The organism is Zobellella denitrificans, from assembly GCF_002407485.1.
Lineage (GTDB): Bacteria > Pseudomonadota > Gammaproteobacteria > Enterobacterales > Aeromonadaceae > Oceanimonas > Oceanimonas denitrificans.
Genome location: NZ_CP012621.1, coordinates 1,652,244 through 1,666,724, shown reverse-complemented (window position 1 = coordinate 1,666,724; position 14,481 = coordinate 1,652,244). Strand labels below are relative to the sequence as shown.

Annotated in this window: 12 protein-coding genes; all 12 read right to left on the bottom strand. The window is 64.8% G+C overall.

The annotated features are described in order from the left end of the window. Positions 1 to 126: 126 nt before the first annotated feature. The 12 genes from AN401_RS07960 to AN401_RS07905 all read right to left on the bottom strand — a co-directional run bounded on the left by AN401_RS07960 (position 127) and on the right by AN401_RS07905 (position 14,479). On the bottom strand, positions 127 to 663 hold the full coding sequence (locus AN401_RS07960) for a TroA family protein (RefSeq protein ID WP_096779034.1): 537 nt from the start codon (positions 661 to 663) through the stop codon (positions 127 to 129). Between the two features lie 3 nt (positions 664 to 666). Beyond that, entirely contained in the window at positions 667 to 1,851 is a 1,185-nt protein-coding gene (locus AN401_RS07955; protein WP_096779033.1) for an AAA family ATPase, read from the bottom strand. A gap of 148 nt (positions 1,852 to 1,999) precedes the next feature. Continuing rightward, positions 2,000 to 2,662 carry a dienelactone hydrolase family protein gene (locus tag AN401_RS07950; RefSeq protein ID WP_094040549.1) on the bottom strand — a complete coding sequence of 221 codons (663 nt, stop codon included), beginning with the start codon at positions 2,660 to 2,662 and terminating at the stop codon, positions 2,000 to 2,002. Positions 2,663 to 2,865: 203 nt separating this feature from the next. Beyond that, positions 2,866 to 4,356, bottom strand: a complete 1,491-nt coding sequence (locus AN401_RS07945; protein WP_096779032.1) for a CoA-acylating methylmalonate-semialdehyde dehydrogenase — start codon at positions 4,354 to 4,356, stop codon at positions 2,866 to 2,868. A 52-nt stretch (positions 4,357 to 4,408) separates the two neighbouring features. Continuing rightward, on the bottom strand, positions 4,409 to 5,752 hold the full coding sequence (locus tag AN401_RS07940; RefSeq protein WP_096779031.1) for an aspartate aminotransferase family protein: 1,344 nt from the start codon (positions 5,750 to 5,752) through the stop codon (positions 4,409 to 4,411). A 145-nt stretch (positions 5,753 to 5,897) separates the two neighbouring features. Next, entirely contained in the window at positions 5,898 to 6,797 is a 900-nt protein-coding gene (locus AN401_RS07935) for a LysR family transcriptional regulator (protein ID WP_269769032.1), read from the bottom strand. A 199-nt stretch (positions 6,798 to 6,996) separates the two neighbouring features. Further along, entirely contained in the window at positions 6,997 to 8,514 is a 1,518-nt protein-coding gene (locus AN401_RS07930; RefSeq protein ID WP_096779029.1) for a tripartite tricarboxylate transporter permease, read from the bottom strand. After that, positions 8,514 to 8,957, bottom strand: coding sequence for a tripartite tricarboxylate transporter TctB family protein (locus tag AN401_RS07925; RefSeq protein WP_096779028.1), 444 nt, complete (start codon positions 8,955 to 8,957; stop codon positions 8,514 to 8,516). The genes AN401_RS07930 and AN401_RS07925 overlap by 1 nt, the downstream gene beginning before the upstream one ends. Then, positions 8,957 to 9,940 (bottom strand): Bug family tripartite tricarboxylate transporter substrate binding protein, encoded by a 984-nt coding sequence (locus tag AN401_RS07920; protein WP_096779027.1) that lies wholly within the window; start codon positions 9,938 to 9,940, stop codon positions 8,957 to 8,959. Before AN401_RS07920 ends, AN401_RS07925 begins: the two co-directional genes overlap by 1 nt. 314 nt (positions 9,941 to 10,254) lie before the next feature. Next, entirely contained in the window at positions 10,255 to 10,749 is a 495-nt protein-coding gene (rraA, locus tag AN401_RS07915) for a ribonuclease E activity regulator RraA (protein ID WP_096779026.1), read from the bottom strand. A gap of 31 nt (positions 10,750 to 10,780) precedes the next feature. Then, a complete protein-coding gene (gene acnA / locus AN401_RS07910; RefSeq protein WP_198401845.1) occupies positions 10,781 to 13,468 on the bottom strand; it encodes an aconitate hydratase AcnA in 2,688 nt (895 codons plus the stop codon). Positions 13,469 to 13,594: 126 nt separating this feature from the next. Further along, positions 13,595 to 14,479, bottom strand: coding sequence for a LysR family transcriptional regulator (locus AN401_RS07905; protein WP_198401844.1), 885 nt, complete (start codon positions 14,477 to 14,479; stop codon positions 13,595 to 13,597). Positions 14,480 to 14,481: the final 2 nt, after the last annotated feature.

Here is a 14,481-nt window from a genome sequence, read left to right as displayed (position 1 = left end):
TGCGAAGGCAGGCGGGCCGCCTGCGCTCCACCAGTTCCTGCACCTCCCGGCGTTTCACCTCGATGCGTTCTGGTCAAAGGTGTAGTGGCAGCAGATGCTTCGGCGGTTCAGGAGGTATGACGTCGATTAATTCTTTTTGTTTTCAAGGTAATGGCGCAGGGAGCAAACGGACTCGTTGGTTGTTTTTTCCAACACCGGCCTGGGAAACAGCTCGGCGTAGGCCGCCGGTTCGGTATGCCTGTCGGCCAAGCGGGGGTGAAGGCGCTGCTTGAGCTGCTGGCTGTTTTCGTGAGCGCCTATTCTTTCGCCCAACACTTCCAGCAGGGCGCCCTCCAGGCATTGGGGGCGCCAGAGGATAATGTCATAACCGGCCTGCTCCGCCTTGCGGCGTTCGGCCTGAGCCGGAGGAAGATCCGAGTCCAGCACCAGAATACGGCGGTCAAAATCACTGTTCCTGTGGGTTCGGATCACGTTGGTAATAATGTTGCCTGCCGAGCCGCCATCACCGGCTTCCACCTTGACGCTATGGCCGCTGCCTCTGGGGCAGAACAAGGCTTTCATGTGGGTAATAAAGGCCTTGTCGTCCGCGCCCTCGCCCACGACCAGCAGCGTGGTGTGCGCCACCAGGTGCTTTTTTATGCTTCCGCCTTTGCGCTTGCTCATGGCTTATACATCCGGGACGGCGCCCAGGGCGCCGGCCATGTATTTGGCGTAAAGGTTGTCGTCGGCGCGCAGGCCCGCCATCTCATCCAGCCGCCAGGCAGTGGAGCACTGATCCTGCTTTTCGCACAGGTAAACCTGGTGCTTTTGCAAACGGTTGAGTACCTCGGGCGTGTGGCAGGTAAAGACGATCTGAGCCTGGTGCGGATTGCTGTGCTCAAACCGGAACCAGTCGAGCATGATGGGCACCAGGTGCGGGTGCAAATCGTTGTCTATTTCATCGATCACCGCCAGGCCACCCTGAAGCAACACCCTGAGCACCCGCTCCAGCAGCACAAAGGCCGACTGGGTACCGCTGGATTCCTCGAAAAAGGGCAGCTCAAACGCTTCCCCCGACGTAGTGCGATGCTCGCCAAAAGGCATGTAGAAACTTTCGGTTTTGCCGTCTTGGGTGGTGCCTTCAAGTTTTCTGATGGCCACGCCATCAAGCCCCAGGTCGAATTCACGCATCACCTCGGCCATGCGCGCCTTCAGCTCGGGCGCCTTTTCGTATAATTCGGCCGCATGTACCACGGCTCCATGCTGAAAGTGGCGCCGGCCACTGCTGGCCACGTTGGTGACGATGCGGCGAAAATATTCAATAAAGGGCCTGGCTTCCTTGATGTCGTAGCTGTGCGCTGCCGCCAGCAGGGAAGCATTGGCGCGCAGGCTCTCGGCCTGCGCCCTGGGAAAGGGAAACCCTTTTTGCCGAAAGTGATACCCGTCCCCGCTTTGCTCGCGCTTGAACACATAGCTGAACTGGCTGCTGGTGCGAACAAACAGTGCCTCACTCACCACCCTGTGCTCCTTCATCACCAGCTGATAGCGGTGTTCGGTGCCGTCGAGGATAAAATCAAGCTCCATCCGGGTTTCTTCTTCGGAGCAAAGCGCATGCGGCGCATAGACGATGTCCTGATCCGGATCGCTGTTAAGAAAGGAATCACAGATAAACCAGCTTAAAAACGCCAGCGGCTTGATGAACTGGGTTTTGCCCGAGCCGTTGGCTCCCACCACGGCGATAACCTTGTTCAGGCGAGCATCGGCCAGCTCGATATCATAGCCGGAAGGCGTAGGCTTCTTGCCCAGCGTGAAGTCGACGAGGGTGTCGTCGGCAAAGCTGTAGAAGTTGCTGAACCGAAGTGAAGCAATCATATTCTCTCAATTTCCACAAAATTTTGTTGATTCTTTCACTTTAACAGCCAGCCTGGCAAGCCCTTACAGACAATTTTGGGTCGAGCACAAGGAACAAGAAGCGGAAGAAAGCGCAGGGTGGTACGGGTGGTACCTCGGCAATGCCGGCTCAATCCCGGCACAGATGGCGCGCGAACCAGTCGATGGCCAGCTGGATCACCCTGTCCAGCGTGCCCGGCTCTTCGAACAGGTGACTGGCGCCCGCCACGGTTTCCAGCCGGGGGCGGATCCGCATCTGTTGCGCCGCCTCGCGGTTAAGGCCGAGCACCTGATGGTCCTCGCCACCCACGAGCAGCAGGGTCGGTGCCTGCACCCTGGGCAAGGCCGCGCCCGCCAGATCGGGCCGCCCTCCCCTGGACACCACCGCCGCCACCCGCCGGGGACGTTCGGCGGCCGCCAGCAGGGCCGCCGCGGCCCCCGTGCTGGATCCGAACAGCCCGAGGCGCAAGGCCCGGGTATCGGCCTCGCCGTCCGCCCAGTCGATGGCGCCGATCAGCCGCCGGGACAGCAGCGGAATATTAAAGCGAAACTCGCGCGTCACCTCGTCGATGCGGTGCTCATCCGCCGTCAGCAGATCGAACAGCAGGGTACCGATCCCGGCGGCATTGAGCCGCTCCGCCACCAGCCGGTTGCGCGGGCTGAACCGGCTGCTGCCGCTGCCATGGGCAAACAGCACCAGGGCCTGCCCTCCCACCGGCAACGCCAGCAATCCGTCCAGGGTGACACCGGCGGCATTAAGCCGCACCTCGCGCCGAACCACTGCCCCATCCATACTCCACCTCCTCGCGCTGGCGGGCGACGCCGCCGTTCGCCCCAACCGCCCGGCCTGGGCCGGCGGCGCCCCTCCTCTTTCAACTATGGCACCGGGATGGCGGTGACGACGCTCGCCGGGTGAAAGGGGCTGAAATTGATCATTCGAGGTGAGCAGAAAAAGGAGAACCGCCGGGCGGCGAAACACCGCCCGCCCCTGTTACGTCAGGATGGAAAGGCGAACTGCACCCCTTCGCGCACCCCCGCCGAGGGCCAGCGCTGGGTGATGGTCTTGCGCCGGGTGTAGAAGCGCACGGCGTCGGGGCCGTAGGCATAGAGATCGCCGAACAGCGAACGCTTCCAGCCGCCGAAGGAATGGTAGGCCACCGGTACCGGCAGCGGCACGTTGATGCCGACCATGCCCACCTGGATGTTGTCGCTGAAGTAGCGGGCCGCCTCGCCGTCGCGGGTGAAGATGCAGGTGCCGTTGCCGTATTCGTGGGCATCGATCAGATCCATCGCCTGCTGCATGGTCTGTACCCGCACCACCAGCAGCACCGGGCCGAAGATCTCTTCCCGGTAGCAGAGCATGTCCGGGGTGACCCGGTCGATCAGGGTGCCGCCCACGAAAAAGCCGTTGTCAAAACCGGGCACGCTCGGGTGGCGGCCGTCCACCACTATCTCGGCGCCCTGGGCTTCGGCGCTGTCGATATAGCCGACCACCTTGTCCAGGTGCGCGCGGGTGATCACCGGGCCGAAGTCGTTGCGCTTGTCATTGAAGGCGCCGACCTTGAGGCTTTGCATCTGCGCCTTCATCTTCTCGATAAAGGCCTCGGCGGCCGCGTCGCCCACCGCCACCGCCACCGACAGCGCCATGCAGCGCTCGCCGGAAGAGCCGAAGGCCGCGCCGGTCAGGGCATTGACGGCGTTGTCCATGTCCGCGTCGGGCAGCAGGATGGCGTGGTTCTTGGCCCCGCCCAGCGCCTGGCAGCGCTTGCCGTTGGCACTGGCCCTGGCGTAGATGTATTCGGCAACGGGGGTGGAGCCGACGAAGCTCACCGCCTGCACCCGGGGGTCGTCGAGCAGGGTGTCGACCGCTTCCTTGTCGCCGTTGACCACGTTGATCACCCCGGCCGGCAGGCCCGCTTCCATCAGCAACTGGGCGATGAACAGGGTCGAGCCCGGATCCCGCTCGGAGGGCTTGAGCACGAAGCAGTTGCCGCAGGCGATGGCCATGGGGTACATCCACAGCGGCACCATGGCGGGAAAGTTGAACGGGGTGATGCCGGCCACCACGCCCAGCGGCTGGAACTCGCTCCAGGAGTCGATGGCCGGGCCCACGTTCTTGCTGTGCTCGCCCTTGAGCAGCTCGGGCACGCCGCAGGCGTATGCGACGTTCTCGATGCCGCGCTGCAGTTCGCCCATGGCGTCGTGCGCTATCTTGCCGTGTTCTTCGCCGATCAGCCGGCAGATTTCCTCGGCATGCTCTTCCAGCAATTGCTTGAAACGATACATGACCCGCGCCCGCTTCAGCGGCGGGGTGTTGCGCCAGGCCGGAAAGGCCGCCTGGGCCGCGGCGATGGCCTCCTCCACGGTGGCCTTGCCGGCCAGGGCCACCTGCTTGGCGACCTCACCGGTGGAGGGGTTGAACACGTCCTGGGTACGGGTGCCGTCGGTCACGATGGCGCCGTTGATCAGGTGGCCGATAATCTTCATCCATGTACCTCGCTTGATATGAATTTTTGTCTTTCGCGGCGGTGGCCGGGGCTCAGTCCAGCTCGCCGATAGCCTCGCCCAGGGCGTTGACCAGCCGGTCTATCTCTTCCCGCTCCACGATAAAGGGCAGGCCCAGCTGGATGGTGTCGCCGCCGTAGCGCACGTAAAAGCCCTTCTCCCAGCACTTCATCGCAATCTCGAAGGGGCGGCGCGCCGGCTCGCCGGGGTAGCTTTCGATCTGCAGGGCGCCGGCCAGGCCGTAGTTGCGGATATCGCTGATATAGCGGGTGCCTTTCAGGCCGTGCAGCGCATTCTCGAAATACGGCGCCAGCTCCTTCACGCGGGGAACGAGTTGGTCCTGCTGGAGGATATCGAGCGACGCCAGCGCCGCGGCGCAGGCCACCGGATGGCCGGAATAGGTGTAGCCGTGGGGCAGCTCGAGCAGATAGTCGGGCCCGCCCTGCTCCATAAAGGTGTGGTAGATCTCGCCCTGGCAGATCACCGCCCCCATGGGCACGGCGCCGTTGGTCAGCTGCTTGGCCAGGTTCATGATGTCCGGCACCACCCCGAACTCCTCGGCGCCGGTCATGGACCCCATGCGGCCGAAGCCGGTGATCACCTCGTCGAAGATCAACAGGATGTCGTACGCATCGCAGATCTCGCGCAGCCGCTTCAGGTAGCCCACCGGCGGCGGGATCACCCCGGCGGAGCCGGCCAGCGGCTCGACGATCACCGCGGCGATGTTGGAGGCGTCGTGCAGCGCAATCAGCTCCAGCAGATCCTCGGCCTTGTCGGCGCCCTTCCCTGGCATGCCGCGGGTAAAGGCGTTTTCCTTCAGCAGGGTATGGGGCAGGTGGTCGGCATCGATCCCCTGGCCGAACAGGGCCCGATTGGGGCCGATACCACCCAGGCTGATGCCGCCGAAGTTGACGCCGTGGTAACCCTTGGCGCGGCCAATCAGCTTGGTCTTGCCGGCCTTGCCCTTCTTGCGCCAGTAGGCCCGGGCTATTTTCAGGGCGGTGTCGGCGCTCTCGGAACCGGAGCCGGTGAAAAAGACGTAGTCGAGGCCGGCGGGCGTCAGCTCGCGGATGCGATGGGCCAGCTCGAACGCCTTGGGATGGCCGAACTGGAAGGCCGGGGCATAGTCCAGCTCGCGCAGCTGCCTGGCCACCGCCTCGGCGATCTCGGGCCTGTTGTGGCCGGCGCCGCAGGTCCAGAGCCCGGACAGGCCGTCGAAGATCCGGCGGCCGTCCACATCCCGGTAGTAGCACCCCTCGGCGCCGACGATGATGCGCGGATCCTGTTTGAACTGGCGGTTGCCGGTGTAGGGCATCCAGTAGGCGTCGAGCTGCGCGGGGCTCAGGCCGGCGCGCTGCAGAATATCCTGTTTAGCCATGATCCAATCCCTGCTGCCGTTGATGGAAAGCGATAACAGGACCATTCTGGCGCCCGGTTTGGTTAAGTTAAATTCAAATGTATTTAACCATAGGTAAGCCAATGCTTAACTTTTCATCCCGAGCACCAGGGCGAGAGGCCGCCATTCAGCGGGGGGCTTGCAGGGAGTCGAGAAAACTCTCCAGCAGCAGATTGGGGCGGCGTCCCTTGCGGGTAACCATGGCCAGGGGCGCATCGAAAAACAGCCGCTCCGGGCACAGGGGCTTCATCTGCCCCTTGGCGACCCAGTTGGCGGCATAGTGATCCGGCAGATAGCCGATGTAGCTGCCGGTGAGGATCAAAAAGGCGATGCCCTCCCGATCGGAGGCGGTGGCGGTGCAGTTCAGTTGCCGGTGCAGGCCCATGGCCTGCGCCGTCATGGGATAGCCGGGCACCACGGCGTCGACCGAGCCCAGGGTGTCGTCGTCCGGCTCGGTGTCGGCGTGAAACAACGGGTGCTCGCGGCTGCAATAGAGGCTGGAGCGCTCCTCGTAGAGCAGGCGGTAGTCCAGGCCCGAAAGCGGCGTGGTCAGGGGAATGGCGCCCACGTGCAGGCGGCCGTCGAACAGCCCCCGCTCTATCTCGCCGGGGGTGCTCATGCTGATGTTGACCCGGATTTCGTCGCTGCGCCCGCGCAGCGCCTTCAGGGCGCGGGTGATCTCCATATGGGGTTGAGTCACCAGGTTGTTGACGATGCCGATATTGAGCTCGCCCCGCAGTTGCCGGTTGATCTGGTTGATCTCGGTGCGAAAGTTTTCCACCGCGCTCAGCAGCACTTCCCCCGCCCGCAGCACTTCCCTGCCCTCGTCGGTCAGGGCAAAGCCCGCCCGGCCGCGCTGGCACAGGCGCATGCCCAGGCGCTTTTCCAGATCGCTCATCTGCAGGCTCACCGCCGAACGGGTCACCCCCAGGGCGCTTTCGGCGGCGGAAAAGCTCCCGCACTCCGCCACCACCTTGAACAGGCGCAGCAGGCGCAGATCGAAGTCGGTCACCTGGGACAAGGGCATTTTTGATCTCATGGTTTTGCATTTACTCAACAAAAGCTAGGTTACTACAGAGTTAACTCAACCATGGCGCCGGTGCAAGCCTCGCCGGCGCCCTCGGTTACCGATGGCAAAGATCCGGCCTCCCGCACCACACACAAAAAAAGCCCCGCCATCACCGGCGGGGCCTTGCTGAACATCAGCAACAAACGAGATCTTCTTGTTATTCCACCACTTCGTGCGCGGCCTTCATCTTGCGGCGCAGCAGGGGGCCGACCACCACCGGCGCCAGCAGGCCGATGATGGCGATGCTCCAGATGGAGACGGAAATGGCGCTGTTCCACAGTATGCCGACATCGCCGCCGGACAGGCTCATGGCATTGCGCAGGTTGACCTCCATGGTGGGGCCGAGCAGGGTGCCCAGCACGATCGGCACCAGCGGAATGTCGAGCTTGCGCAGCACATAACCCAGCACACCGAAGCCGATCATCATGTACAGCTCGGTGGTCGAATTGCTGATGGAGTAGATCCCCACCACCGCCACCATGGTCACCATCGGCATCAGGTACTTGGACGGCACCGACAGTATCTTCACGAACACGCCGATCATCGGGATGTTCATGAACAGCAGCAGTATGTTGCCGAACAGCAGGGCGGCGATCACACCCCAGACCACGTCGGCGTTCTGCTGGAACATCAACGGACCCGGCTGGATATTGAGGGTGACCAGCATCGCCAGCAGCACGGCGGTGGTGCCGCTGCCGGGCACGCCCAGGGTCAGCATGGGCACCAGGGCGCCGTTGGCGGCGGCGTTGTTGCCGGCCTCGGGCGCGGCTATGCCGCGGGGATCCCCTTCACCGAAGTGCCCCTTCTTGCCCAGTACCTTCTTCTCCAGGGTGTAGCTGATAAAGCTGCCCAGGGACGCGCCGGCCCCCGGCAACACTCCGGAAATAAAGCCGAGCAGGCTGCCCCGCAACGAGGTCGGCAGTACGCCGAGGATGTCCCTGGCGGTGAGCTTGAGTTTCTCCACCTTGATCATGTCCCGGTCCTGCTTGGCATGGGACTCGATAAAGATGAACAGCTCCGACACCGCAAACAGGCCGACGATGATGACGATAAAGTCGATTCCCTCGTACAGGTGGAGGTTGCCGTAGGTAAAGCGCTCCACCCCTGTGGTCATGTCGACGCCGATGGTCGACAGCATCAGCCCGAGGGCGGTGGCCAGCACCGTTTTCATCGGGTTCTTGCCGGTAATGCCGCCCAGGGTAGCGAAGGCCAGGATAAAGAGCGCGAAATACTCCGCCGGGCCGAAGTGCAGGGCGAACTTCGCCAGCAGCGGCGCCATGATGATAAGGCCGATCACCGCCAGGAAACTGCCGATGAAGGAAGCGATGGCCGACAGCGCCAGCGCCTCGGCCGCCCTGCCCTTGCGGGCCATGGGATAGCCGTCCAGGCAAGTCATCATGGCCGGCTCGTCGCCGGGAATGTTGAGCAGGATGGAGGAAATCCGGCCGCCGTACATGGTGCCGGCATAGACGGAAGTGAGCATGATCAGTGCGCTGTCGGCGCCCAGCCCCAGCGAGAAGCACAGCGGCATCAGGATGGCGATGCCGTTGGCGGGCCCCAGGCCCGGCAGGCAGCCGATCAGGGTACCCAGAAAGGCGCCGATCAGGGCATACATCATGTTTTCCGGTGTCAGGGCCACCGCAAAGCCCTGCATCAGCAACTGCAAGATATCCATCAGTTCATTCCCCACAAGGTGCCCACCGGGAGGGCAAGATCCAGCCCGTAGGTAAACAGCGCAAACATGAACACACTGCTGCAAAACCCGACCAGGGCGGCCGGCTTGAGGCTGGCGTTCATACGCCAGGCCAGCAGGGTGACCGCCAGCCCCGCGGACAGGATAAAGCCCAGCGGTTCAAGGATGACGACAAAACCCAGCAGCACCGCCAGGATCAGCGCCAGCTCGACCAGGGTTTTCAGGGGCGGCCAGGCTTCGTCGGGATCGGGTTTTACCATCAGGTAGATACAGGAGATGGCCAGCAATACGGCCAACAGCGTTGGAAAGGCGGAGGGGCCAATGGCCCCGCCGCCGCCGAACGCCGGTTGAAACTCCTGGGCATGAAGGCCGTAAATCACGGCCAGGATCAAGCCCAAGAGTCCCAGGACGCGATCGTTAATCATTACTTGATGATCCCCAGTTCTTGTGAAAGTTGGCGCACTTCACCGATCTGTGCGTTGACGTAATCGGTAAACTCCGCCCCCGTCTTGTGGAAGGGGATCAGGCCGTTCTGTTGCATGATCTTCTTCCACTCGGGCGTTTCATACAGGTTGCTGAAGGTCTGCTGCCACCAGTTGTACTGCTCGTCGCTGATGCCCGGCGCCACATAGACGCCGCGGAAGTTCAGCCAGGTCACGTCAACGCCCTGCTCCCTGGCGGTGGGTATGGCGGCCAGCTTGCCGTCCAGTCGCTCGTCCGCCAGCACAGCCAGGATGCGCAGGTCGCCGGAGTCGAAAAAGCCCATGGCTTCGGACAGATCGCCGGAGAACACGTCCACATGGCCGCCCACCACCTGCACCAGGGCATCCCCGCCGTTGTTGAACGACAGGTAGCGCAGATCCTTGAGTTCATCGACGCCGGCCCGCTTGGCGGTCAGCAGCACCCGCAGGTTGTCGTCGCCGCCGAGCGGGCTGGCACCGGCAAAAGTCACGCTGCCCGGGTTCTGGCCGATGACATCGAGCACCTCGCTCAGCGACTGGTAGGGAGAATCCTTGCGCACCGCTATCACCCCCGGCTCGGCGCCCATGGCCGCGACCCAGTTGACCATGGAGGAATCCAGGCCCGGGTAGGCATTCTGGGCCAGGCGGGTAGTGGTTCCGGTACTGGTGGCCACGAACACGCCGGCATCGCCCTTGCGCTTGGACACCGTATGGGCATAGCCGACGCCGTGGCCGCCGCCGGGCATGTTGGTCACCTGGATATTGCCGCTGACGACGCCCAGATCATTGAGCGCCTTGCCGATGCTGCGGCAGATAAAATCCAGGCCGCCGCCGGGGCCGGCCGGGGCGATGCACTCGACCCGCTTGGGGGCTTCAAGCGCCATCACCTGGCTGGTGGAAAGCAGGCAGGCTGCCGCGGCTACCATTTTCAGACTTTTAACATGCATAGGTTCGTCCTTCCTTGTTACACACGATTTATCTCTCGGAGATAAGGGTTAAGCGCAGTACCAGGCCGAGGCCCCTCAACAAACTGTACATTTACGCCTTAAAATGCAATCTACTCCTGATTTAACGCATCTTCAACATTACAATTGCACTTTTTAAACCAAAAATACAATACATAGCTTAGATCATAATGCCGCCGATAAGGCGCTTATCCCGCCACCAGATCGCCCGGCCAGCAAGAAAGTGAACTTAAGCGCACCTTTATCCAGTTTCCCAGGATCGTCGCTAGCGGAGCCGCCCAGCCAGACCCAGGGGGTCAGGCTCCGGCCAGCGCCTCGACGGCCAGGGCCGCGGGTACCACCACCACCCCATCCTCGTCCGCCACCAGGTAATCGCCGGGCTGGCAGCGCACGCCCTGGATGTCGATGGCCAGTTCCGTCAGCCCCAGGCCGCGCCGGGTCGAGCCCATGGGCACCACGCCCAGGGCACGCATGCCCAGATCCATCTGGGCGATGGGCTCGGCATCGCGGATATAGCCATAGATGACGAACCCCTCCCAGCCGTTGCGGATGGCGGTGGCGGCGCTCATGTCGCCGAACACCGCGCAGCGCTCGCTGCCGCCGGCGTCCACCACCATCACCTTGCCCTGCCCCGGTGTTTCAATCAGTTCCTTGATGCGGGAGCTGTCCTCGAAGCATTTCACCGTGACCACCTCGCCGGCGAAACGCGGCCGGCCGCCCAGATCCCGCAGCCGGGGAGTGAGGAAGCCGATCCTCTCGCCCAGCCGATCGCATAATTCCGTTGTGTTCATGCCTGTGTCCTCTTCTTGTTGTCCATATGAATCAGTTATGGGTGTCGGCGGTGACCTTACGCACCACGTAGGGCAGGATGCCCCCCTGGCTCAGGTAGCGCAGTTCCTGGCGGGAGTCGATCCGCAGCCGCAGCCCGACTCGTTCGAAACGGCCGTCGGCCCGGTCAATCTTCAGCTCCACCGCATTGCTGCCCACCGCCAGCGCGTCCAGGCCGCCAAACGACAACCGCTCGTCACCCTTCAGCGCCAGCCGCGCGGCATCGATGCCGGGCTCGAACTCGATGGGGAACACCCCCATGCCGATCAGGTTGCTGCGGTGGATACGCTCGAAACTTTGTGCCACTACCGCCCGCACCCCCAGGGTGGCCTGCGCCTTGGCGGCCCAGTCGCGGCTGGAGCCGGCGCCGTAGTTGAAGCCGGCGAACACCACCAGGGGCACCGCCTCGGCCGCGTAGCTCAGCGCCGCCTCGTACACCGGCAGCAGCCGGCCGTCCGCCGCCCTGGCCCAGCCGCCCTCGCCGGGCTGCTCCGGCAACAGCCGGTTTTGCACCGCCCGGTTGACGAAGGCGCCGCGCATCATCACCTCGTGGTTGCTGCGGCGGGTGGAATACTGGTTGAGATCCCGCGGCGACTCGCCCCGCGCCAGCAGCCAGCGGCCGGCCTGGCTGTCGGCCGGAATGGCGCTGGCCGGCGAGATATGGTCGGTGGTGACGTTGTCGCCCAGCACCAGCAGGGCGCGGGCGTTGTCGATGGCCAGGCTGGCCCCGGGCGCGGGCGCAATGGCCTGGGTATAGATGGGGCGGCGCAGGTAGGTGGACCCCGGATCCCAGGGAAAGCGCACGCTGCCCTCGGCCGACAGCTCCCGCCAGTGATGGGTGCCGTCCCACAGGCTGGCGTTGCGCCGGGCGAACTGCTCCGGGTGCAGGCTGGCAGCCACCAGTTGCTGGATTTCCTCCTCGCCCGGCATCAGCTCGTGCAGGTAGACCTCCCGCCCCTCCTCGTCCACCCCCAGGGGAGCGCAGGTCAGGTCGGTGTTGACGGTACCGATGAGGGCGTAGGCCACCACCAACGCCGGCGAGGCCAGGTAGCCCGCCTGGACCCTGGGGTTGACCCGGCCTTCGAAGTTGCGGTTGCCCGACAGCACCACCGCCGTCCTGAGCCCCTGCTCCACCAGCTGGTCCAGCCGCGGCTCCAGGGCGCCGGAGTTGCCGATGCAGGTCATGCAGCCGAAGCCGGCCAGGGAGAAGCCGAGGGCGGCAAAGTCCGCCAGCAGCCCGGCCTGCTCCAGGTAGTCCACCACCACCCGGGAACCCGGCGACAGCGAGGTCTTGACCCAGGGCTTGGGCCGCAGGCCGCGGCGGCGGGCGTTGCGGGCCAGCAGCCCGGCCTGGATCATCTGCGCCGGGTTGGCGGTATTGGTGCAGCTGGTGATGGCGGCGATGGACACGGCGCCATGCCCCAGCGCCTCGCCGAAGGCCGGCTCGACAAAGCGGGCGTCCGGGTCCAGGGTGCCGGCGATCACCCCCTCGCCCAGGCCCAGCACCTCGCGGCGGAAGGAGGCACCGGCCTCGGCCACCGGCTGCCACTGGTGGGGCTGGTGCGGGCCGGCCACCGCCGGGGCGATGTCCGCCAGATCAAGCTCGATCAGCTCGGCGAACTCGGGCTCCGGCAGCGCATCCCGCCGCCACAGCCCCTGGGCCTCGAGGTAGGCGCGGATCTGCGCGCGCAGCCCGGGGCTTCGACCGGTCAGCTCCATGTACTCCATGGTGACGTCGTCGAAGGGGAAGAACACCACGGTGGCGCCGTATTCCGGCGCCATGTTGGACAGGGTGCCACGCGCCGCCCAGCCCAGCTCCGCCAGGCCCGGGCCGCAGAATTCGACGAACTTGCCCACCACCCCCTTGCGACGCAGCAGCTCGGTGACCTTGAGCGCCAGATCGGTGGCGGTGACCCCGGGGCGCAGCCGGTTGCGCAGGCGGATGCCGATCACCTCGGGAAAGCGGATCGGCACCGGCTCGCCCAGCATGGCGGCCTGCCCTTCCAGCCCGCCCACGCCCCAGCCGAGGATGCCGATGGCGTTGATCATCGGGGTATGGCTGTCGGTGGCCACCATGTCGTCGGGGTGCAGCAGCGGCGTGCCGTCTTCGGTGCGGCTCTCCCACACCACGGTGCCGAGGGATTCCATGTTCACCTGGTGGATGATGCCCGTGCCCGGCGGCACCACCCTGAAGTTGTCCAGGCTCTGCTGGGCCCACTTGATGAAGCGGTAACGCTCGCCGTTGCGGCGGTAGTCGATGTCCAGGTTGCGCTCCACCGCCGCTTCCTCGGCATAGTGCTCGACGATGACCGAGTGATCGATGGTCAGCACCGCCGGTATCATGGGGTTCATCGCGCCGGGATCGCCGCCCAGCTCCGCCACCCGGTCGCGCATGCCGGCAAAGTCGGCCAGCGCCGGCAGGCAGGTGGTGTCGTGGAACATCAGGCGGTTGGGGTAGAAGGGCACCTCGCAGGCGGCCCCTTGGCCCCGGGCGCAGGCGAGCACCTCGTCCAGCATCTCGGGAGAGCAGCGCGCCACGTTCTCGAGCAGGATACGCAGGGAATAAGGCAGGCGGCACAGCGCCGCCGGCTCGAGCAGCTTGTGCAGATCCACGTAGGCGTAGCGCCGGCCGTCGATCTGCAGCTCGCTGAGGTGGTCGGGACTGGGGTTTGTCAACATCATGGGTATCACCATTACCAAATTTGCCAGGGATCCTCGCCGGAGGACCGGGTTGGGCTTGATTCTAGAAAGGCCCCGGGGCCGTGAAAATTGAGCATTGGCCAAGCCCGCGTTCGCCAACGGCGAACGCTAGCCGCAGAGGTGCTCGACAAAGCTGTGCGCCACCGCCGGCAACTGGCCGAAGTCCCGGGCGACCAGCAGCAGCTGCCGGCGCGCCCAGCCGTCTTCCAGGCCCACCAGGCGCAGGTCGAGGGCCTGCCGGTGCGATGCCGCCACATCCCGAGGCAAGAGGCAGATGCCCAGGTTGGTCGCCGCCATGCGGCACATGCACTCGAAACTGCCGACCCGCACCCGCTGGCGCAGCGCCTGGCCCAGCAGGGCGGCCTGGACCGACAGCAGCTGCTGCAGGGAGCTGTCCGGATGGGAGCCGATAAATTCGTACGGCAGGGCCTCGGCCAGGCTCACCCGGGTACGCTCCGCCAGGGGATGGCGGGCCGCCATCACCAGCACCAGTTCGTCGCTGCGGTAGGGCCGGCTGGCCAGCCCCAGGGTCGGCGTCTGCTCGGCGATGATGCCGAGATCGGCGCGGCCGTCGGCCACCGCCGTCACCACGCCGGTGCCGACCCCCTCCTCGATGTCGAAGCGGATCATCGGATGGGCCTGCATAAAGCCGGCAATGTCGAGGGTCAGCTGCTGGGCCAGGGCCGAGGTGATGGCGTGCAGGCGCAGGTGGCCCGTGACGCCGGCACCGTATTCGCTCAGCTCCCTGTCCATCTGCTGCAGGGTCGCGCGCAGCTGCCGCACATGATGGTGCAGCGACTGGCCGGCCGGGGTCAGCTCCATGCCCCGGGGGGCGCGGACGAACAGCGGCGCCCCCACCCTGGCCTCCAGCTCGCTGATGCGCTTGCTCACCGCCGAGGTGGCCAGGTGGCAACGCTCGGCGGCCCGGGTCAGGTTGCGTTGCTCGGCCACGGCCATGAAGATCTCCAGGCTGAGCAGGTCGTAGCGCATCATGG